This is a genomic window from Falsihalocynthiibacter arcticus (assembly GCF_000812665.2).
GTDB classification, from domain to species: Bacteria; Pseudomonadota; Alphaproteobacteria; order Rhodobacterales; family Rhodobacteraceae; genus Falsihalocynthiibacter; species Falsihalocynthiibacter arcticus.
Genome location: NZ_CP014327.1, coordinates 1,326,488 through 1,347,686, shown reverse-complemented (window position 1 = coordinate 1,347,686; position 21,199 = coordinate 1,326,488). Strand labels below are relative to the sequence as shown.

Genomic DNA, 21,199 nt, shown 5'->3' with positions numbered 1-21,199 from the left:
ATTTTCAGAAACGAACCAACACGGGGATCAGACATATGGCGGCCTATGTAATTTTCGACGTCGAAATCTCGGACATTGAACAATATCAGGTATTTATGAAGGGGGTTTCACCAGAACTTGAACGTGTTGGCGCAAAGTATCTGGCGCGGGGTGGCGATCTCAAAACCTATGAAGGCGATTGGCAGCCACGCAGGATTGTCTTGCTGGAGTTTCCGTCGCACAAAGCATGGGAAGAATTCTACTACGGCGAGACCTATCAAAACTTGAAACACATACGAGATGGGTGCAGTTCCGCGCGCTTGGTGAGTGTCGAAGGTATTGAATAAATTGTGCGGTGGCAGCCCAATAAATGGTCGCCACCGCTAATTCTCATTGAACCGTAAGGATCAATCGCGGAGCAATTCGTTGATGCCCGTTTTGGAACGCGTGCGCTCATCCACTGTTTTCACGATCACGGCGCAATAGAGGTTCACGCCATTTTTGCTTGGCAAGGAGCCTGAAACAACGACCGAGTAAGGGGGCACTTCGCCGTACATGATTTCGCCCGTTTCGCGGTCGACGATTTTGGTGGATTGGCCGATGAAAACCCCCATGCCAAGAACCGCGCCTTCGCGCACGATACAGCCTTCAACAACTTCCGAACGCGCGCCAATAAAGCAATTATCTTCGATGATTGTCGGACCTGCTTGCATGGGCTCAAGTACACCGCCGATGCCTACACCACCAGAAAGGTGCACGTTTTTGCCGATTTGCGCACAGGAGCCAACGGTGGCCCATGTATCAACCATGGTGCCTTCGCCGACGTGTGCCCCAAGATTTACAAACGATGGCATCAAAACCACGCCCGGCGCGATATAGGCAGATTTGCGCACAATCGCGTTTGGTACGGCGCGAAATCCAGCTGTTTTCCACTCGCTTTCACCCCACCCTAAAAACTTGCTATCAACTTTGTCCCACCAGCTTGCGCCTTGTGGACCGCCGGATTGTTCTTCCATGTCTTTGATGCGAAAGCCCAACAATACGGCCTTCTTGGCCCATTGATTGACGTGCCAATCGCCATTTTCTTGACGCTCTGCCACTCGTAATTTACCGCTATCTAGCGCATTCAATGTGTCTTCGATGGCATCGCGTTGCTCACCCTTTGTAGCGGGGGTGATCGTGTCGCGAGCTTCCCAAGCGGCTTCGATGGCGTTTTCTAATTGTGCGTTTGACATAGCGTTTTCGTCTTCCTGTATGGCGTTGGTTGGTCGAAGGATATAAACCTAGAAGGACAAACGCGCAATGCAGGTTAAAGGATACGGAACATGAATGAAGACAGCCGCCGCCACCCGTTTCGCGACAGCCATCAAGACCGCGAGCAATCGCACCACACGCCAGACACGCCGCAGTCGCTCTCGCCCTCGTATCGGTTGGCCTTTGACGACCATGATTTCATGTGCCGCGAAGAGCTTCGACCCGTTCGATTACAGCTTGAATTACTCAAACCCGAAATGATGCTAGATGAGCAGGGCATCGACTCCACCGTCGTCATGTTTGGCGGCGCGCGGATTCCAGAACCCGCCAAAAAACACACGGCGCGCACCAAAACGCTCGCCGATCTTTCGGAATTTTACGACGAAGCCCGCGAATTTGCGCGGATATTGACGTTGAAGTCTATGGAAACTGGGGGCCGCGATAATGTCGTGGTCACAGGCGGTGGTCCTGGTGTGATGGAAGCCGGAAACCGTGGTGCCGCTGATGCTGGCGGGCGCTCGATTGGCCTCAATATTGTTTTACCGTTTGAGCAAGCCCCCAACGAATATGTCACGCCCGAGCTTTGCTTCAACTTCCACTATTTCGGCATTCGCAAAATGCACTTCTTGATGCGTGCCAGCGCGATCGTGGTTTTCCCGGGTGGGTTTGGTACTCTGGATGAAACTTTTGAGGCCCTGACCCTCATTCAAACGGGACGCATGGAACCCGTCCCGTTCCTGTTGTTTGGCAAAGCGTTCTGGCAGAAAATCATCAATTGGGAAGCCCTTGCCGAGGCGGGAACTATTTCCGAGCAGGATTTAAAGCTGTTCCAGTTTGTGGATACGGCGGCAGAAGCCATCGAAGTTATGGAAGGCTGGGAAAAGACCGCGAAACGCAAGAGCGTTCCGGGGCGCTAGTTCCAAGTTAGGGCGGCCCTCAGGTCGCCCTATTTTCAGCTTAAACCAGCTTCTCTTGCGATCTGCTTTTTGTTTTTACGCACGCGTTCGGTTTCCGACTTCAACTGACCACAAGCGGCCATGATGTCTTCGCCACGGGGACGACGAATAGGCGATGAATATCCCGCGTTGTGAACAATATCCGCAAAGGCGTGAATGCGGTTGTTCGAGCTGCGTTCATAGGGGGCACCGGGCCATGGATTGAAGGGGATGAGATTGATTTTCGCAGGAATTCCCTCGATCAGCTTCATCAAACGATGGGCGTCTTCGTCGGAATCATTCACCCCTTTGAGCATCACATATTCAAAAGTAATGCGCTCGGAATTACTGACCTTGGGATAGGCCCGCAGCGCATCTAGCAAGGCTTCAATATTCCAGCGTTTGTTGATCGGCACCAAAACGTCGCGCACCTCATCGGTTGTCGCGTGGAAAGACACCGCAAGTTGGCAGCCAATTTCCTCGGCCGTGCGCCAAATTTCGGGAACCACTCCAGAAGTGGACAGCGTGATACGACGGCGCGACAGGGAAATACCCTCGGGATCCATCGCAATTTTCATCGCATCGCGCACGTTTTCAAAATTATAAAGCGGCTCGCCCATGCCCATCAAAACGAGGTTCGACAAAAGCCGTGCTTCAGGCGGGTTTGGCACGCCAAGTTTGGGCCATTCGCCCAAATCATCCCGCGCGACCAAGACTTGGCCAATAATTTCAGCGGGCGACAGATTGCGCACCAATTTTTGCGTGCCTGTATGACAGAACGTACAGGTCAGCGTGCAACCAACTTGCGAACTCACACAAAGGGTGCCGCGATTTTCCTCGGGAATATAAACGATCTCGACTTCATGGCCGCCCGCAATCCGCACGAGGTATTTGCGCGTTCCATCCTCGGAAACCTGCTTGGTCACAACTTCGGGTATCCGAATTTCACAGGTTGCCGCCAAAAGTTCGCGATAGTCTTTAGCGAGGTTACTCATCAGAGCAAAGTCACGCACGCCTTTTTGATAGATCCACTGCCAGACCTGACCGGCCCGCATTTTCGCCTGTTTTTCTTTGGTCCCGATGGCAATCAGCGCGTCCTGCAAAGCAGGTCGCGTTAAGCCTACAAGATTCACCTTCTCGCTCGGCGCGTCTTTGCGCGGCAAGGTCAGGATATCGGGTGTTACAGCTTTTGAGACAGGCACAATTGGATCGGTCATTTCACTCTCCAGACGGGGACGAAGGCGGGTCTATACAGGGAATCTATCGGAATGCCAAAGGATTCGCTCAAACGAGCGAATCCGCAATTACGTCCAGTTGTAAAATCCTCTCGATAATCTCGAGTTAGGAACCACACCGTTTTTCGGCTTCATCAATGGCCGCAGTAAATCCAAGCAGGCTAAACGTGTCTTGGGTTTGCGTTCCACGCGACGAGCGACCTGTCACAACAGCATCGGCACCGCGCTTCATGGCACCGATAATTTTCGCGTCATCCCCAGAGGTTGCGGGCCACGCGTTCTCTTTGGTGGTGAAAAAATCGAACGTGGTTTCGCCAACTTTGACAGTCACGATCGAGCCATCCGCGAAGGGATAGCCGCCCGTGAACGATATTTCCGAAGTTACCGCAGACCCCGGGCGATACGTTACATAAAGCAAAATGTCGCTTCTACGAACGGCCACATCCCGACCATCTTTGGTGTTTTTGGTGCTCTTAGGCGCGGACACGGCCCAACATTCGGTGGGGTCATCCTCAACAAACACACTCCAATCGGTGTTTGCCGCCACACGATTCGTGGATTCTTGGGCACCTGCACTTGTTCCAAAAGCAACACACGCAAGTAGTCCAAAAACAATGCCGTGTGTTTTTGTAAATAGTGATTTCATACTGTTCACAGCCTCCAGCTGTTTTGCCTCAATTTTCCAAGACTGTCGTCACTCTATAGGATGACTTTTGCACTGGTCCTGAGTTTTTATTCTCGATAAGCGTACTTTAGCGTAAAGCGAACGGATTTTAAAAGCCCCGTTGGCGGAAAATTGCTCAAAACTGCGCGCGCGACCAGATGACGGAATTCAAGGAAGCTAAATATGACATCCCCAATCCAAATGGCCGAACTCTGGCGCGGCGGAATTCTCGAATCTTATCACATGGGACACGCCGTGGTTTGCGACGAATCTGGTGCGATTGTGAATGCGTGGGGCGACCCTGAGCAGATCATTTTCCCGCGCAGTTCTTGCAAAATGATCCAAGCACTCCCCTTGATGGAAAGTGGCGCCGCCGAGGCCGCAAACCTTACCCAAGAACAACTCGCACTCTCCTGTGCCAGCCACCAAGGCGCCTCGATCCACACCACACGTGTTAAAAAGTGGTTGTCCGGTTTGGGCCTAAGTGACGATGATTTACGCTGTGGCCCGCAGCCGTCACAGGATGACGCCGAAAGAACACGTTTAATTCTGGAACATGAATCCCCCTGTCAGCTACACAACAATTGCTCAGGAAAACACGCGGGTTTCTTGACGTTGAACAAACATATCGGCGGGGATGCGGAATATATCGATCCAAACCATCCCGTCCAAACCTCAATTAAGACCGCTTTTGAAGAAGTTACAGGCGTGACCAGTCCCGGATATGGCATCGATGGATGCAGCGCACCAAATTACGCGACATCGGTTCACGGGTTAGCCCGCGCAATGGCGTTTTTCGCGACCGCACGCGAAGGCCAAGGCACGCGCGAAACAGCGGCAGCCAAACTTGTCACAGCCATGCGCACCTACCCTGAGCTTGTGGCGGGCGAAACCCGAGCCTGTACCGAATTGATGCGAGCGATGGACCATAAAGTCGCCGTAAAAACCGGCGCAGACGGTGTTTTTGTTGCCATTCTCCCAGAGCAGAAACTTGGGATCGCGCTAAAAATTACCGATGGTGCGACGCGGGCGAGTGAATGCGCCATTGCCGCGATTTTGGTGAAGCTTGGTGTGTTGGATGCCAACCACCCCGCCACGCTGAAGCGGATGAATGCGCCGCAGTTAAACAGGCGGGGCATTGAGGCGGCATGGATTCGGCCGGGCGCAGCTTTCGCTTAGAGTAAATCCCAAAGCAATTTGGCCGCCAGCGTCGCTGATGTGATAACCAAAAGGGGTTTTATGACGCGTGCTCCGATCTTCACCGCCAGCGCCGCGCCGCAGGTTGCGCCCGCAATTTGCGCCGCGCCCATGGCCAATCCGGTAAACCACCACGGCGTTGCCACCATGGAAAACGCCACGATTGCGCCGAGGTTTGAGGCGAAATTTAGCAACTTCGTATGCGCCGTTGCTTTAAGAATTCCGTAGCCTCCCAAAGTCACAAAGGCGATCATAAAAAACGATCCTGTCCCTGGCCCAAGCAACCCGTCATATGCCGCAACAAGCGGAATCATCGTGGCCGTAAAAACCGGAACCGACATACGCCTTGTGCGATCAAAATCATCCAGACCGGGCTTGAACGCAAAGAAAAGGGCGATGCCAACCATGAGGATAGGCAGGATAAAACGGATCAAGTAAACCGGTAGAAACGAGACCATGAACGCGCCCGCGGCAGAGGCGAAAAAGGCAATGATTGCTGGGAATATCTGCTCTCGCAGCGAGACTTGGCCCGCCCGCGCATAGGACAAGGCGGCGGTCGCTGCGCCAAATACGCCCTGCACTTTGTTGGTTGAAAGCGCCTCAATTGGCGAGGCTCCAGCAATCAATAGAACCGGCACTGTGATCAGGCCGCCGCCCCCTGCAATCGCATCGATAAACCCTGCAAAGAAACCCGCAAGGATCAGGAGCGCAAGGACCTCATAGGTGACTTCAAACATCTACAAAATCAGTTTTGGCATAGCCTTGGAGGTAAAGTAGCGCCGTCAAATCACCGTGGTTAATGCGAACATCACATTGGGCGGCAACCGTCGGTTTGGCATGCAGAGCAACCCCAGAACCCGCGCGGCCCAGCATCCCAAGATCGTTCGCACCATCCCCGACAGCAAGGACATCCGTTTCCGAAATCCCCAAACGGGTAGTGATTTGTTCAAGTGCGTCGACTTTTGCCTGCCGTCCAAGAATGGGTGTTCCCACCTCGCCACTAAGCTTTCCGTCCTTGATAATAAGGGTGTTCGCGCGATTTTCGTCGAACCCTAGCGTGGCCGCGACCTTGGCGGTAAAGGCGGTAAACCCACCCGAAACGAGGGCAGCATAAGCGCCGTTTGCCTTCATGGTTGCGAGAAGAACGGGGCCACCGGGCATCAAGGTAATGCGTGTTTCCAAAACCTGATCGATGACGGATTCGTCGAGTCCCTTGAGCAAGCCCACGCGCTCGCGCAAAGCGCCGTCAAAGTCCAACTCACCGTTCATTGCGCGCGCCGTAATGTCAGCAACACGCGGGCCAACGCCGGCTTCATCGGCCAATTCGTCGATGCATTCTTGCTCGATCATCGTGCTGTCCATATCGGCGAGCAGCATTCTCTTCACGCGATTTGCGCGCGGCTGCACGATCAAATCCACCCCCATGGACTGAAGGTTTTCCCAAACTTCCCATAGGTTTAGCGGCATATCCGCAACGACAAACTCCGCCGCTTCGCCAACAGAAAGCCAAATAGCATCGCCCCCACCCCAAGCATTTCGCAGGGATTCAACGGTCTCGCGGCTAAGCGTGGGAGAAGTGGGGCAGGTAAGGAGCGTGGCTATATACATGGAAGTTTCCGATAGTGGATATTGCGCGGTAAATTTGTGTGACTAACCGCGAATTAGCGCAATTTAGCGGCTTGCGCCAGTCATTGAAGCCCTCTATCTCGATCCGTGGGACACCCTTCCCCAACGAAGGGCTTATATCTGTGAGGATACCATCAATGGCTACCACGACTCCGGCAACGCGCCCGGCCAATCCGCGTTTCTCTTCTGGCCCATGTGCCAAACCTGCTTCCTGGACATTAAACGATCTCGCTGACGCGCCTTTGGGCCGCTCGCATCGTGCAGCTGTCGGCAAAGCAAAACTCAAGGCCGCGATCGAAAATACCCGCGAAATCCTTGGAATCCCTACAGATTATAAAATTGGCATTGTCCCCGCTTCGGATACTGGCGCGATGGAAATGGCGATGTGGTCCCTTTTGGGTGAACGTCCCGCAGAAATGGTTGCGTGGGAATCCTTCGGGGCTGGCTGGGTCACGGATGTCGTGAAACAGCTCAAAATCGAAGCCAATGTGCGCACCGCAGACTATGGCGAAATCGTCGATATGACCGCCGTTGATTACAACAAGGACGTTGTTTTCACATGGAATGGAACGACCTCTGGTGTGCGGATGCCCAACGGCGACGCAATCCCCGCGAACCGCGAAGGCCTGACCATTTGCGACGCCACTTCGGCGGCATTCGCGATGGACCTGCCATGGGATAAACTCGACGTTACAACCTTTAGCTGGCAGAAAGTGCTGGGCGGCGAAGCGGCGCACGGGATGTTGATCCTAAGCCCATGTGCCGTGGAACGCCTTGAAAACTATACACCTTCTTGGCCCCTGCCCAAGATTTTCCGCCTTACCAAAGGTGGCAAATTGATCGACGGCATCTTTAGCGGCGAAACAATTAACACGCCTTCGATGCTCTGTGTTGAAGATTATCTTGTGGCGCTGGAATGGTCCAAAAAACAAGGTGGCCTTAAGGGTTTGATCGCTCGTGCGGATGCAAATACTGCCGAGATTTCCAAGTTTGTCGAGACACATGACTGGATTGAATTCCTCGCGGCGGACCCTGCTATTCGCTCCACAACTTCGGTTTGCGTGAAGTTTACGGATGCGCGGATCAAGGATGGTGCGACTTTCGCTAAAGCCGTTGCAAAGCGCCTCGAGAACGAAGGTGTTGCGCTGGATATCGGTGCCTACCGCGATGCGCCGGCGGGTCTTCGGATCTGGTGTGGTGGCACGATTGAAGCCTCCGATGTTGCGGCGTTGATGCCGTGGCTCGACTGGGCGTTCAACGCCGAGATCGCCGCTCAATAATCTGTCTGAAGGTTGAAACTTTAAAGTTTTTAAACCTTCAGACACCCCCTTTTTAAATTTTTTAAACTTCTGAGGAGGCCACCATGGCACCTAAAGTTCTCGTTTCCGACAAACTCAGCGACGCTGCTGTTCAAATTTTCCGCGACCGTGGAATCGACGTAGATTTCGAACCCAACCTTGGCAAAGACAAGGACGCGCTGCTCGCGAAGATCAAAGACTATGACGGCTTGGCCATTCGCTCGGCAACCAAAGTTACCGAAAAAATCCTCGCTGCTGCCGACAACCTCAAAGTCATCGCGCGCGCTGGCATCGGGGTGGACAACGTTGATATCCCTGCGGCGTCCAAGAAAGGCGTGATCGTGATGAACACGCCGTTTGGCAACATGATCACAACCGCCGAACACGCAATTGCGATGATGTTTGCGGTGGCGCGTCAAATCCCAGAAGCTAGCGCCAGCACACATGCGGGCAAATGGGAAAAATCCAAATTTATGGGTGTTGAGCTTACGCATAAAACCCTCGGCGTGATCGGCGCGGGCAACATTGGTGGCATCGTTTGTGACCGGGCTGTTGGTCTGAAAATGAAAGTGATCGCTTATGATCCCTTCCTTTCGGAAGAGCGCGCGGCGAAACTTGGCGTTACCAAAGTAGAACTCGACGAATTGCTTGAGCGTTCCGATTTCATCACGCTGCACGTGCCTGCAACCGACGCGACACGCGGCATGATCAACGCCGAGACAATTGCGAAAATGAAAAAAGGTGTGCGCATTATCAACTGTGCGCGCGGCGGTCTGGTGATTGAAGCGGACCTTGCCGAAGCCCTCAAATCCGGCCATGTCGCGGGCGCGGCTTTCGACGTTTTCGAAGTTGAGCCAGCAACGGACAGCCCGTTGTTCAACCTTCCCAACGTGGTTTGCACGCCGCACCTTGGCGCGTCCACCACTGAAGCCCAAGAAAATGTCGCGGTGCAAGTTGCCGAGCAAATGTCCGACTACCTCCTCACTGGGGCCGTCACAAATGCACTCAACATGCCATCGGTTACCGCCGAAGAAGCCAAAATCATGGGCCCTTGGATCAAACTTGCCGAGCACCTTGGCGCGTTCATCGGCCAATTGACCGACGAACCCATCAAGGCCATCAACATCACCTATGATGGCACGGTTGCGGAAATGAACTTGGCCGCCCTCGAATGCGCCGCGATTGCGGGCATCATGCAGTCGACAAACCCAGACGTGAACATGGTTTCGGCACCGGTTATCGCCAAGGACCGTGGCATTAAAATCAGCAAAACCACGCAGGAAAAATCGGGTGCGTTTGATGCTTATATCAAGGTAACGATCGCCACGGCGAAACGGGAACGCTCGATTGCGGGAACTGTTTTCAACGACGGCAAGCCACGTTTCATCCAGATCAAAGGCATCAACATCGACGCCGAAGTCGGCGCCCACATGCTCTATACCACCAACAAAGATGTTCCGGGCATTATCGGGACATTGGGTGGCATCATGGGTGAAAACGGCGTCAATATCGCCAACTTCACTTTGGGTCGTGCAGATCAAGGCGGCGACGCGATTGCACTGTTGTATGTGGACGGAAAAGTATCAGACACCGTCCTGAAAAAACTCACGGATACGGGCTTGTTCCAATCCGTGAAGCCTTTGGAATTCGACGCTACCTAGGCCCACGGGTACTGAGAATTTCACAGAAGATCCGCCGGTTTTGCTGGCGGGTCTTTTGTGGTTTTATAACAAAATAATCTTGAAGGAACGCAATATGCGCACGTATGCAATCGGTGATATCCACGGACAACTCGACATGCTGCATGATGCGCACGACCGTATCGCGCAGGACAAAAAGCGTGTGCAGGATACCGACGCGCCGATTGTGCATTTGGGCGATTTGGTGGACCGTGGCCCCGCGTGCAAAGCGGTGGTCCAATATCTTCTCGACGGGATTGATGCTGGTGAAAACTGGGTCGTCCTAATGGGAAATCACGACCGGATGTTCCTTTGGTATTTGGAAGAGGTGTCCAAAAACGACCCGCATTTATTTATCGGTCTCGACTGGCTGAATGCGCGGATTGGTGGCACGGAAACGCTGGCGTCCTATGGTGTCGACGTTGACGCGAAGCGGCGCTATGGCGAAGTTCATGCCGAGGCGCGCAGCAGTGTTCCGCAATCCCACATCGATTTCCTGAGCCAGCGGCCGACGTCCTTTACACGCGGCGATGTGCATTTTGTGCATGCGGGAATTCGCCCAACAGTGCCTTTGAATGCCCAAGATGAGGATGATCTGGTTTGGATTCGGGAAGGATTTTTGGATAGTGATGTGGACCACGGGGCGCTTATTGTGCACGGGCATACGGCATTAACTCATGCGACGCGCTATCCTAACCGCGTTAATTTGGACAGTTCTGCGGCTTATGGAAATTACTTGACGGCGGCCGTTTTTGAGGGGCGGAATGTTTGGCAACTATCGTCGACTGAGCGCGAGGAAATTACGCGGCACGAGGTTCCGACAACCCTACCAGAGGCGCATTTTTTCAAGCGCTAGACCGACGTGACGTAATTCTTTGCGTGCGCCGTCAGAATGCTAGGCTTTTCCAAAATGACATTGGAGAGAGCCATGACAGACATCGTAATTCTAGGCGGCGCGCGGACGGCAATTGGCAGTTTTGGCAAGGGCTTGGGCGGCGTTGCCCCGACGGAATTGGGTACAATTGTAGCGCGGGAAGCCATGGCGCGCGCGGGCGTTGAACCCGCGCAAATCGGCAATGTGGTCTTTGGAACCGTGATCAATACAGAACCCCGCGATATGTATTTGTCCCGCGTTTCTGCGCGTCAGGCTGGCGTGCCCGATGGGGTTCCTGCAATGAATGTGAACCGGCTTTGTGGCTCTGGTGTTCAGGCGCAGATCTCGGTGATTCAGTCTCTAATGCTGGGAGATTGTGACTTTGGGCTGGCCGGTGGTGCGGAAAACATGAGTCGCTCGCCGTATATTTTGCCTGCGGCGCGTTGGGGCGCAAAAATGGGCGATGCCGTGGCACAGGACATGATGCTGGGCACGCTGAACTGCCCGTTTGGGTCGGGGCATATGGGTATTACCGCCGAGAATGTCGCGCAGGAACATGACATCACGCGGGCGCAGCAGGACGCCTTTGCGCTTGCGAGCCAAGAGAAGGCGGTCGCGGCGATTGAAAACGGATATTTCACGAGCCAGATCGTACCGGTTGAAATCAAGGTGAAGCGCGAGACGGTTCAGTTTGATACCGACGAGCATCCGCGTGCAACGACGCTTGAGGCCTTGGCAGGGTTGCGCGCTGCGTTTCAAAAGGACGGGACCGTTACGGCGGGCAATGCATCGGGGATCAACGACGGGGCGGCGGCTTTGGTATATGCCACGGCATCCGCGGCGGAAAAAGCGGGCCTAAAACCGCGCGCGCGTGTCTTGGGGTATGGGATCGCGGGCGTGCGCCCTGAGGTTATGGGGATCGGGCCTGTGCCAGCTGTTAGAGCCCTTTTGGCAAAGACGGGCCTCAAAATTGGCGACTTTGATGTGATTGAAAGCAACGAAGCCTTCGCGTCGCAGGCCTTGGCTGTGGCGAAGGAGTTGGGGATGGACCCCGCAGTGATCAATCCCAACGGCGGGGCGATTGCGCTTGGACATCCCGTGGGCGCGACGGGGGCGATTTTGACAGTGAAGGCGCTGTATGAATTGGAACGCACGGGCGGAAAACGCGCCTTGATCACCATGTGCATTGGCGGCGGTCAGGGGATCGCGCTGGCGATTGAAAGGCTCTAACTCGCCTTAAGTCAGTTCACAAACACATCGGTGCGCGCGGAACGGCCCTGCGCATCGATCACCGAAAGCGAGACAAATCCACGCCCCGGATAGGGCAGTGAGACCTCGCGAGAGCGCGTGCCAGCTTCCACTAACGCTCCGTTCAAAAGCCATGTGAATGGCGCTTCTCCGTCGCGGACTTTGGCGACGAACACATCCATTTTCTCAAGGATTGCCCCATCGGGGGGAAGGCCAATTCCGGCCCACCTAGCGGCGCGCCAAAGGCGGCGTCGCGGGCCCGGAATTCCTTCAAGGGCTGTGGGAGGTCCGCGTATGAAACCGTAAGTGCGGCGGCGGGTGGTGGGGCAAGGGGGTAGGTTGGCTGGTTTAGGCGGGCGAAGGCTTCGAACAGAATGGGGGCCGCAAGCTCGCCGCCAAAAACGCCGGGCAAGGATGTGCCATCGGCGCGGCCCATCCAAACGCCCGCCACGAATTTACCGTCAAAGCCAATCGCCCATGCATCGCGGTGGCCATAACTCGTGCCGGTTTTGTAGGCGATCCGACCCTTGGGAGCGTTTTTTGGGGGCGCAACTCCGGAGAGGATATCGTTGACGTACCATGCGGGAATGGGGGTTAAAAAACGGCGACCTGTGCGGATCGGTTCGTCTTCTTGGCGCCAATAAAGCGGGCGCGTTTGGCCGCCTTCAGCGAGACCGCCATAGAGGGTGACAAGATCGGTTAATGTGACCCCAACCCCGCCCAAAGCGACCGCGAGGCCCGCTTTGCCACCGGGAATGATGGGGGTCACGCCGGCCTGTTTTAGAGCCGCAACGAAGCGCGCGGGGCCAAGCGCTTGGGTGAGGGAAACCACGGGGATATTGAGCGAGAGTTGGAGCGCTTTTCGTATCGGTAAAAGGCCGCGAAACTGACCGTCGAAATTTTGCGGCACGTAGGAGCCAAAGGCAGTGGGGCGGTCTTGGATCAGGGTTTCGGGATGCGCAAGCCCTTGGTCAAACGCGAGGCCATAGATGAGTGGCTTAAGGGTTGAACCGGGGGAGCGCACGGCGTTGGTCATATCGATAAACCCACGGCGACGCGTGTTTTTGTACCCCGCCGATCCGACACTTGCGAGGATTTCGCCCGTTGTGTGATCGGCGAGAAGAATTGCGACCTGCATCGACTCGTTTTGGTTTCTGAGGGCGGTAATGGCGAGGGCCTCAAGGGATTCCTGAAGCCGCGCATCAACCGTAAGATAGTGCTCGCTGCGCAGCGGAGCTTGACCGATTGCGCGGTCCGAGAGATGCGGCGCGAGACGGGGAAATTCGTGTCTATTCCCCGGAATAGGCTCTGTTTTTGCGGCAACAATCTCGTCGGGGGGCAGTACATTTGCCAACGCGAGGCGGTCTAAAATACGGTCACGGGCAAGATGTGCATTTTCGGAATTCAGGTCAGGACGACGCCCTTCTGGCGATTGGGGGAGCGCCACGAGCAGCGCGGCCTCGGCGGCGGTCAGGCGTCGGGCGGACTTAGCGAAATAGGCGCGAGACGCGGCGCGCACCCCTTCGATATTGCCGCCAAACGGCGCACGGTTGAGATAGAGCGTGAGGATTTCGTCTTTGGTGAGGGTGCGTTCGAGCGCCAAGGCCAGTCGGATTTGGCGGATTTTCCCTTGCCAACTCCCCGTGCTTCCGCCCTCAAGCAGACGCGCGACTTGCATGGTAAGAGTGGAAGCGCCAGAGATGATGTGACCGTTCCAAATAGCTTGGCTGGCGGCACGACTCATGGCGCGCAAATCGACCCCGTTGTGGGTAAAAAAGCGTTTATCCTCGAAGGCAATCAACATGTCGACATAGCGCGGATCGACGTGATCCAAGGTTGTCGCGAGGCGCCAGTACCCGCCAGAGGTGGTATAGGCCCGCAGCAATGCGCCGCTGCGATCCCGCACTTCGACAGAGGTTTCCTGAACGATCGGAGGCAATTCTGTGTCGCGCACCCATTGGTCGAACCGGTCGCGCAAAGTTGCCAGCATGAGGAGGAACACAGCGAGGAAAACCAGCCCCCGCCATGTGATGTGTCTGAGTATCATTCCACGACAGAAACGCGGCCAGAATCGGTATGGGCGCGGAATTGAGGCCGGTACATATCTTCAACACTCGCGGCGGGGTGATGATAGTCGCCAGGCGAAACCGCACGCACGATATAGGCCAGATTGAACGCTTTGTCGGACCGATGATTTACGGCGGCGAGGAAGCGATCCTGACGGTATTCGGCGTTTTCGACGTAGATATCCAAATCGAGCCATTCGAGAGATTTGATATCGCCCGCTTGCAGCAAGGATGGGTTGTCGATTTCAAAGCCCGCAGGGAGGGGATCGGCGACCATCAGACGGGCCTCGAGATTGCGGAAGGGGGTAATTTCAAGGACGGTGACCAGCCGCGTTCCGGCACTAACGCTGTCCAAAGTTACAGCCTCGCCATCCATGGTGAAATAGCTGCGGGTGATGCTCATGCCGTTGCCGCGCGCGGGTTCGGGCACTTCGGGGACGCCATAGGTGGTGACGGTGACTTGCTGGGTTTTGCCCGATTGGTTGCGAATATCGAGCGATTGTCCCGCATTGGTTTGGGCGTCAAGCACGCGCACCAATGGCCCAGTTGCGGGGACGCCATCCACCGTGAAGCCTGCGACGGAGGGATCCTCAAGCAGGGCATTCGCGGCCATGAGCGTCCACATATTTTCTTGGGTAGAGCGCGTGGCCTCGCCGTTTTGAGTGACCAATTGCGTGAGGGCGTCGATATCCAGCGCGGTGGAACCGGATTCCACAGCAAGGGTGATAACCGCGGCAGTATCGCGCAGGTTCGTGCCGAAATCAGCGCGCCAGTATTGGCGATCACGATCAGATTCCATCCGCGAGAGGGAAACGGCGGCCTTCTTGAACATCCGGTCCGCGCGGGTTTGATCGCCATAACTCGCCAGTGCCGCGCCGATTTGGGCTTGGGCAAGGGGCGTTGCGAAAGCGTCGCCTTTTACATCGGCATAGTAACGCAAATCGCCCATCGCCGCCGCCCCTTCGCGGGCAAGAACGAGGAGCGCGTAGGCAAGACCCTCGCCACCAGAGTCAAAATCGGCGTTGTAGTTCACTTGGTTGCGCAGGTTGTCCAAGGCAGAGCGCAGAGCAAGATCGGGCACGTCATGCCCCGTAACACGCGCGCGAGAGAGGAAATCGGTCACATAGGCATCAAGCCAAAGAGAGCCGGATTCCGGACGCCACAGACCGAAGGCTCCGCTGGAAGATTGATTGGCCAAAACCTCGATTATGGCCTGATCGATCCGCAGGTTGAGGCCCTCGGGGGTATCGAGGTCCATCGCCTCGGCAACGGAACTTAGATAAAGCAACGGCATCGCGCGGGAGGTGACTTGCTCGGTGCAGCCATAGGGGTATCGATCCAGCGCGGACAGAAGGCCGGGGGCATCAAACTGTGCGAGGGTGCCTATTGCCAAAGTGGCTTCGCCCGTTCCCGGAAGGAGGCCTGCGAAAACGTCTTTGTTAAAGAGCAGGCTTTTGTCGTTCGCGAGGTCAAAACGGCTGGTGCGCATCACGGCGGGATCGTTGTTTTGCACGGGGAGCGTTAGGGTTTTTTCCAAGATTTTTCCGTCAGGCGTGATCAAAGTAATTGCGATTTCCTGAAGGCCCGTATGCGTGGCACGAATGGGAACCGTCAGGCGCGCGGTGCCGTTCTCGGCCAACTCGAACCCTGTGGCCAAAGCGGTGATGTCGAGATCAAGACCTGCGGAGGAAACCGCGATGTCCATGTGACCTGCGGGGCCTTTTGCATGCACGATTTCGAGCAGTAGGCGCGAGGTGTCATTGGGGGCCATAAAGCGCGGTACAGAAGCCGTGACAACGACGGGATCGCGCACGAGGATATCGGCCTGTGCTTCGCCAACGGCGGTGTCCGACCAGACCACGGCCATCAAACGGACGGTGCCGTTGAAGGAGGGCAGATCGAAGGTGGTTTGGACCGTGCCATCGGCGGCAACTTTGAGCGGACCCGAGAAATAAGCGACCAGTTCTTCGGTGGGGGGCGGTGCGTCAAAACTTCCGCTTTGGGCCGCGTCGCCACCCGAGCGTACTTCGCCCATCGCGCCGTTCATGCCATCCAAAAGACGGCCGTAAATATCGCGCAGACCGACGCCGAGGCGGCGCTGGCCAAAGTAGTGGCCAGACACATCGGGGGCCTCAAATCCTGTGAGATTGAGAATGCCAACATCGACGGCGGCGATGGTGACGTAAGTGTCTTCATGTGGCTCTATTCCGTCGACTTTGAGCGAAACATCGAGCGGGCCGCGCGGGGCGACCTCCTCAGGTGTTAGGAAAGTTACGGTCAAAACACGCGCCCCCGGATCAACGGGCGCATAGGACAGACCGAGTGCGCGGGCGGGATTATGTTTGGTCGCCGTATCCATGGGCCGGATGACCGTGGCGGTGACATATGCGCCACCGCCCCAAGCCTCGGTGACGGGGAGGGAGATAGTGTTTTCGCCCTCAACCACGTCGATCATTTTCATATCAATCAGGTGGTTCGACATGACCGTGATCAGGGCCTTGCCGGCATATCGCGGCACAAAACGCAGGGTCGCAGTCTCGCCCGGAACATAGCTCGCTTTGTCCAAGGAAACGTCGAGCACGTCGGGCGTGGTGGTCACATCGGCGGCGACATACCAACCGGCGTAGAAGTCCAGCGAGCTTGAGAGGGCTTCACCGCCTGCCCGCTCCACGACCAGTTCATAATGGCCCCACTCAACAGGGGTGCTTACGGTGATTGGATCGCCCGTAAAGGTGACTTTACCACTGTCGACGCGGGTGCGGCGGGTGATTGGTTCATAGTCCCAATTGCCGTATTGTTGATACCATTGATAGGTGGTTTCCACGCGATTGACCGCATAGACCAAATCCATCGCAACGGGGGTTTGGGTCTTGTCCAAAGGTAGGATGAGGAACTCGGCAGCTGTACCCTCGGCGACCACATCGTCAAACTGGGGTTTGATTCCGATGACAGACCCCGCAAGATCAAGATCGCGGGTTTCGCGGCGCTCAACAGGACGACCCGACCCTTCGGTGACCGAAAAGGTGAAATCAGCGCTCAGAGGGCGATTTGCACCATCGCTTTCGGGGAGTGTGAGCACAGCGTTTGCCATCCCTTGGGCGTCGGTATCGCCGCCGTCAAAATACGTGCGCTCGGCATAGAAACTCTCGTCGTAGCGGCCGAATTGATACCCAGGATAGGCGCTTAGACCCTCAGACGCGCGCAAGGACACGGAACCAGAAACCCCCATCCCCTCGGCGGGGGCACCAAAGAGGTATTTCACATCAAAAGCCACGGACATATCCTGTCCCGGGCGCAGAGGGGTGTCGGCAAAGTCCCATGTGAAATCAATGCGTTCTGGGAGGAAATCTTCAACAAGGAAGGTTTGGGTTGCGAGAGCTGCGACCTCAGGGTCGGCATACAAGGCAAGCGTCCATTTTCCACGCGGCGCCGTGGCGGCAATTGGTAGCGAAAGTACGTGACCGCCCATCTCGGAGGAGGTGGAAACTTGCCGCGTATATTCAACCCCATCGGGGCGGCGCAAAATGGCAGTCACAGGCACATTTTGTAGTGCTTGGGAAGCTTGGTCACGCAAAAGAGCGGTCACATTTACCGTCTCGCCCGCACGATACGCGCCGCGATCCGTGGTCATGAAAACGTCAATCGGAGGCGCGGGAGGCCGCCCCTCGACGCCGCGATCCGAGAGATCAAATTCGGCATCCTTGAGCGAGAGAAACGCGATATCGGTTTCGCCGTCCGTGACCGTCACAAGCGCGGGCGCGCGTCCAGCAGTGCCCAAAGTGAGTCCCGCGTCAAAATGCACGTAACCCTTTGCATCGGTTAGCCCCTCGGCCAGCACGGAGTTCGCCTCAGAAAGCAAGGTGACCGTCACGCCGGACTTTACGTCGGCACTCGCAAGGCTGCGCACAAATACATGCAGCCCATCAATGCCACTCGCCGTAGCGACCCCGAGATCAGAGAGTACGAACCACTGGGTTGCGGGCGGATTATCATAGGGGTCGGTGCCCGGAATGCTGGCCTTGAGCGCATAGATTCCCGCAGGCTGCCCCGTAAGTGCTTCATCAAGCGGCAGGCGCGTGGTGACGTCTTGGTTAAGGTCTTGCGTGAGGGTCGCCGTGCCCGTCCAGATATCTTCGGCAATTTCACTGGCGAAGGTTTGCTCGGTCCATGTGGACATGGGGCGACCGAAGTAGTTGTCCTGAATGGCGCGCAACAGATTGCGGTCCGAAACGCGGCGCAGGGTTAGGTCGATCTCGCTCGCATTAACCGATTCAATCGGCAAGGCGGCATTGGGGGTTTTGGGAAGGACATATGCGCGACTTGGGAAGCTGACGCTGGGGGTTCTATCGCGAACATATCCAGTGATTTCGACGTCTTTTGCGAGGGTCTCGCCACTGGCAGCGGGTAGCCCTTGGCGGAAGGTGAATTTGGCGCGTTCGCCGTGGGATAGACCCGAAATACAGAGGCGATCATTCTCGACTTCCACGGCAAGCGAGGCACTTGGAAACTGCATGTAGGATGTATAATCAACCCCAGCGGCGACCAGATTTTCGGAGAAGGTTGCACAGATGCGAGGGGCGGCCAAATCGCTCTCGATTTCGTTGCCCGTAATGCGGAATCCGTATTTGGCAATGGCGCTTTCTAGGAGGGCATCCGCATCGGCCCGCGGCGCGATTTCGGCGACTTTGTTAAGGGCGGGAATCATCTGGCGACCAAGGTTGTTAGCTTCAAACGCGAGCGCGAGTTGGAAAAGCGCGTTGGATTTTTGCGGATTGTTAACTGCGCGAATATATCCGTTTATCGCGGCCCACATCGCGCGTTGGCGATAGGTGTTTTGCGTGGCGCTGTTCTCAAACTTCACGGCCAATGCAAGACGCGCATATTCAACCCATAAATCCGACGAATCCGTTAGGGACAGTGCGCCACCAACAAAATGCAGAGCATTCATCAGATCGCCATTGGCCTCACGATCACTGGCGGAATTCAACAGGTCTTCAACACCCCATTCGCCACTATAGTGATACTGACCAAGGTTTGCCGCCAACGTATAGGCCCCATCGCGTAGGGGTTGGCCGACAAAGGGTATTTCAGTCAATCGCTGCGCGGCAGAAGCAACCAATCGGGGGTCATTATCCCAGACTCGGCCTGAAAGAGCGCCTTCATAAGCGACTGTATCTTCGACACTTTTCTTGGTGAAACAGGCATTAGAGCGCTTATTGAAGGTAAAGGCTTTGCACTGAGTATCGGCCAAACAGGTGCGCTGGCAAACCTCGAAAGTTGTATCAAAAATGGACTGTAAATCAGCGCCGTAAAAATCCAAATCACGGGAAATCGAGAACCGCCGGTCCGGCATGCCATCCTGCGCGGCAACACTTATTGGCAGGAGCAAGAGAAAAGCGAAAACGGCAAAAATAATGCGCATGGGAAACCCTCAAAATGAATCGTTCGAAGCCTTGCACAGATTTTGTTAAAAATCCACCAAGTGACTTTGACTGGGCGAATTTAGATGTCCTTAAGAATCTTTTTACCAGAATCGCCCAAACTCGCTTTCTTAAGCATTCTTCGGGGCATAATTTTGGAATGAACATCGCCAACAAGCTAGCTCAGGAACGGCGCGCACGTCTTGCGGCGGAGCGATTGCTAGAGCAAAAACAATCGGAGTTGTTCAACGCGAATTCGCGGCTGGGGGATCATGCCCGCGCGCTATCCAATCAAATTGTCGAAAAACGCAAAGAAGTGAAGGATGTTCGAAGCGCTGCTGCAACGCTAAAAAACGAAAAGCACCAAGTATTATCTGACCTTCGAAATGCGGAAACCAAAGTTCAAATTGCGGAACGTCGCCTTTGGGATTCCATTGAAACAATTCCGGACGGGTTTGCCGTTTTTGACAAAGACAACAATCTAATTTCTGCTAATCGCGCGTATTTGGCCATTTTCGACGAACTTGAAGATGTGCGAACAGGGATCAACTATTCCCAAATCCTTGAGTTTTTTAGCGACGAAGGCATTGTTGATACCGAGGGCGAGACGCGCGCCGAGTGGCGGGAGTCTATGCTTGATCGATGGCAATCCCCCGAGATCGAACCTCGTACCCTTAAATTGTGGAACGACCAGTTTATCAAACTCATCGATCGGCGGGCGGACGCTGGCGATACCGTGTCTTTGGCGATCAATATTACCGAAACAATTCGGTATGAAGCGGAGCTGAAAGAAGAACGCACCAAGGCCGAGGCCGCCAATCGCGCAAAATCTGCCTTTTTGGCCAATATGAGCCACGAAATCCGCACGCCCATGAACGGTGTCGTAGGCATGGCCGACATCCTTTCGGACACCCCGCTGAACGATGAGCAAAAGCTGTATATTGATACCATCAAACACTCCGGAGAAGCGCTTCTTGTCATTATTAATGACATTCTTGACTACTCCAAGATCGAAGCGGAAAAACTAATCCTTCAGCCGGAACCATTTGATTTAGAAAAGAATCTCCATGAAATACTCACGCTTTTGCAACCATCAGCCCATGACAAGGGTATCGACCTCATTATCGATTACGCTCCGCATCTCCCTTCGTACTATTTGGGGGATCCGGGACGTATTCGCCAGATACTAACCAATTTAATAGGTAATGCCGTCAAGTTTACCCCAAAAGGCCACGTCCTTGTGCAAGTTTTAGAGTTGCCTTCCGAGCAACGAAACGTGGCTAATATCCAAGTCTCGATTGCGGATACGGGGATTGGCATTCCGGAAGATATGGTCGACTACATTTTTGGCGAATTCAACCAAGTCGAGGATGACCGGAACAGGAAGTTTGAGGGCACCGGACTGGGCCTCGCAATTACCAAACAACTGGTTGAGTTGATGGGAGGCAAAATCTGGGTGACGTCGCAATATCGCGTTGGGTCATGTTTTAGTTTCAGACTTCAACTACAAACGACTACGGGGCCCGCCCATATTAGCGCTGAACACTTCGAGAATCTATCGACCGCGTATGTGTTCGAAGACCAACCGGAACTTACCCATATCGTTGCCACACAGTTAAATCCTATGGGGATTGAAACCATCGCACCTCCCTCGCTTTCACTGGCTCTGGCGGAGAACGCTGCTGATTTCTTTGTCGTCGGTGTGAGTTATCATGGATTAGGGG

Annotated in this window: 13 protein-coding genes and 2 pseudogenes; 8 read left to right on the top strand and 7 right to left on the bottom strand. The window is 55.2% G+C overall.

The genetic code is table 11. The features are described from left to right. Positions 1 to 35 precede the first annotated feature (35 nt). Positions 36 to 326: a DUF1330 domain-containing protein gene (locus RC74_RS06645; protein ID WP_039000287.1), complete on the top strand. Its 291-nt coding sequence runs from the start codon at positions 36 to 38 to the stop codon at positions 324 to 326. Positions 327 to 386: 60 nt separating this feature from the next. On the opposite strand, the gene dapD is transcribed toward RC74_RS06645, so the two are convergent. Continuing rightward, a complete protein-coding gene (gene dapD / locus RC74_RS06640) occupies positions 387 to 1,214 on the bottom strand; it encodes a 2,3,4,5-tetrahydropyridine-2,6-dicarboxylate N-succinyltransferase (protein ID WP_039000288.1) in 828 nt (275 codons plus the stop codon). A gap of 90 nt (positions 1,215 to 1,304) precedes the next feature. On the opposite strand from dapD, the gene RC74_RS06635 reads away from it, so the two are divergent. Continuing rightward, the gene (locus RC74_RS06635) at positions 1,305 to 2,150 is read left to right on the top strand and encodes an LOG family protein (RefSeq protein WP_039000289.1); all 846 of its coding nucleotides are present in this window, start codon (positions 1,305 to 1,307) and stop codon (positions 2,148 to 2,150) included. 35 nt (positions 2,151 to 2,185) lie between these two features. Here RC74_RS06635 and rlmN read toward each other — a convergent pair whose 3' ends face one another. Together rlmN and RC74_RS06625 are read right to left on the bottom strand one after the other, a co-directional pair. Next, positions 2,186 to 3,385, bottom strand: a complete 1,200-nt coding sequence (gene rlmN / locus RC74_RS06630) for a dual-specificity RNA methyltransferase RlmN (RefSeq protein ID WP_039000290.1) — start codon at positions 3,383 to 3,385, stop codon at positions 2,186 to 2,188. A 124-nt stretch (positions 3,386 to 3,509) separates the two neighbouring features. Next, on the bottom strand, positions 3,510 to 4,049 hold the full coding sequence (locus RC74_RS06625; RefSeq protein ID WP_039000292.1) for an invasion associated locus B family protein: 540 nt from the start codon (positions 4,047 to 4,049) through the stop codon (positions 3,510 to 3,512). Positions 4,050 to 4,250: 201 nt separating this feature from the next. Here RC74_RS06625 and RC74_RS06620 point away from each other — a divergent pair, with 201 nt between their 5' ends. Then, entirely contained in the window at positions 4,251 to 5,246 is a 996-nt protein-coding gene (locus RC74_RS06620) for an asparaginase (RefSeq protein WP_039000293.1), read from the top strand. Here the strand turns inward: RC74_RS06620 and RC74_RS06615 are convergent. Further along, on the bottom strand, positions 5,243 to 6,001 hold the full coding sequence (locus tag RC74_RS06615) for a TSUP family transporter (protein WP_039000294.1): 759 nt from the start codon (positions 5,999 to 6,001) through the stop codon (positions 5,243 to 5,245). The genes RC74_RS06620 and RC74_RS06615 overlap by 4 nt on opposite strands. After that, complete coding sequence (serB, locus tag RC74_RS06610) at positions 5,994 to 6,872, bottom strand: phosphoserine phosphatase SerB (protein WP_039000295.1); 879 nt, start codon at positions 6,870 to 6,872, stop codon at positions 5,994 to 5,996. Before serB ends, RC74_RS06615 begins: the two co-directional genes overlap by 8 nt. Before the next feature lie 155 nt (positions 6,873 to 7,027). Between serB and RC74_RS06605 the strand changes: the two genes are divergently transcribed. From RC74_RS06605 to RC74_RS06590, 4 genes are all read left to right on the top strand, one after another. Beyond that, positions 7,028 to 8,170, top strand: a complete 1,143-nt coding sequence (locus tag RC74_RS06605; protein ID WP_039000296.1) for a phosphoserine transaminase — start codon at positions 7,028 to 7,030, stop codon at positions 8,168 to 8,170. Positions 8,171 to 8,253: 83 nt separating this feature from the next. Next, complete coding sequence (serA, locus tag RC74_RS06600) at positions 8,254 to 9,849, top strand: phosphoglycerate dehydrogenase (RefSeq protein WP_039000298.1); 1,596 nt, start codon at positions 8,254 to 8,256, stop codon at positions 9,847 to 9,849. Positions 9,850 to 9,943: 94 nt separating this feature from the next. Continuing rightward, on the top strand, positions 9,944 to 10,723 hold the full coding sequence (locus RC74_RS06595) for a metallophosphoesterase (protein WP_052274600.1): 780 nt from the start codon (positions 9,944 to 9,946) through the stop codon (positions 10,721 to 10,723). A 72-nt stretch (positions 10,724 to 10,795) separates the two neighbouring features. Beyond that, positions 10,796 to 11,971, top strand: a complete 1,176-nt coding sequence (locus RC74_RS06590; RefSeq protein ID WP_039000299.1) for an acetyl-CoA C-acyltransferase family protein — start codon at positions 10,796 to 10,798, stop codon at positions 11,969 to 11,971. 11 nt (positions 11,972 to 11,982) lie between these two features. Here the strand turns inward: RC74_RS06590 and pbpC are convergent. Together pbpC and RC74_RS06580 are read right to left on the bottom strand one after the other, a co-directional pair. Then, a pseudogene (pbpC, locus tag RC74_RS06585) lies at positions 11,983 to 14,036 on the bottom strand (penicillin-binding protein 1C). Then, positions 14,033 to 19,477, bottom strand: coding sequence for an alpha-2-macroglobulin family protein (locus tag RC74_RS06580; protein WP_039000300.1), 5,445 nt, complete (start codon positions 19,475 to 19,477; stop codon positions 14,033 to 14,035). The pseudogene pbpC and the gene RC74_RS06580 overlap by 4 nt, the downstream one beginning before the upstream one ends. 14 nt (positions 19,478 to 19,491) lie before the next feature. On the opposite strand from RC74_RS06580, the pseudogene RC74_RS23495 reads away from it, so the two are divergent. Continuing rightward, positions 19,492 to 20,925, top strand: a pseudogene (locus RC74_RS23495) (ATP-binding protein); the annotation flags it as partial. Between the last annotated feature and the right edge of the window lie 274 nt (positions 20,926 to 21,199).

Coding starts and splice junctions, on each gene's coding strand:
- RC74_RS06645 (WP_039000287.1), top strand. CDS start 36: ATGGCGGCCTATGTAATTTTCGACGTCGAAATCTCGGACATTGAACAA.
- dapD (WP_039000288.1), bottom strand. CDS start 1,214: ATGTCAAACGCACAATTAGAAAACGCCATCGAAGCCGCTTGGGAAGCT.
- RC74_RS06635 (WP_039000289.1), top strand. CDS start 1,305: ATGAATGAAGACAGCCGCCGCCACCCGTTTCGCGACAGCCATCAAGAC.
- rlmN (WP_039000290.1), bottom strand. CDS start 3,385: ATGACCGATCCAATTGTGCCTGTCTCAAAAGCTGTAACACCCGATATC.
- RC74_RS06625 (WP_039000292.1), bottom strand. CDS start 4,049: ATGAAATCACTATTTACAAAAACACACGGCATTGTTTTTGGACTACTT.
- RC74_RS06620 (WP_039000293.1), top strand. CDS start 4,251: ATGACATCCCCAATCCAAATGGCCGAACTCTGGCGCGGCGGAATTCTC.
- RC74_RS06615 (WP_039000294.1), bottom strand. CDS start 6,001: ATGTTTGAAGTCACCTATGAGGTCCTTGCGCTCCTGATCCTTGCGGGT.
- serB (WP_039000295.1), bottom strand. CDS start 6,872: ATGTATATAGCCACGCTCCTTACCTGCCCCACTTCTCCCACGCTTAGC.
- RC74_RS06605 (WP_039000296.1), top strand. CDS start 7,028: ATGGCTACCACGACTCCGGCAACGCGCCCGGCCAATCCGCGTTTCTCT.
- serA (WP_039000298.1), top strand. CDS start 8,254: ATGGCACCTAAAGTTCTCGTTTCCGACAAACTCAGCGACGCTGCTGTT.
- RC74_RS06595 (WP_052274600.1), top strand. CDS start 9,944: ATGCGCACGTATGCAATCGGTGATATCCACGGACAACTCGACATGCTG.
- RC74_RS06590 (WP_039000299.1), top strand. CDS start 10,796: ATGACAGACATCGTAATTCTAGGCGGCGCGCGGACGGCAATTGGCAGT.
- RC74_RS06580 (WP_039000300.1), bottom strand. CDS start 19,477: ATGCGCATTATTTTTGCCGTTTTCGCTTTTCTCTTGCTCCTGCCAATA.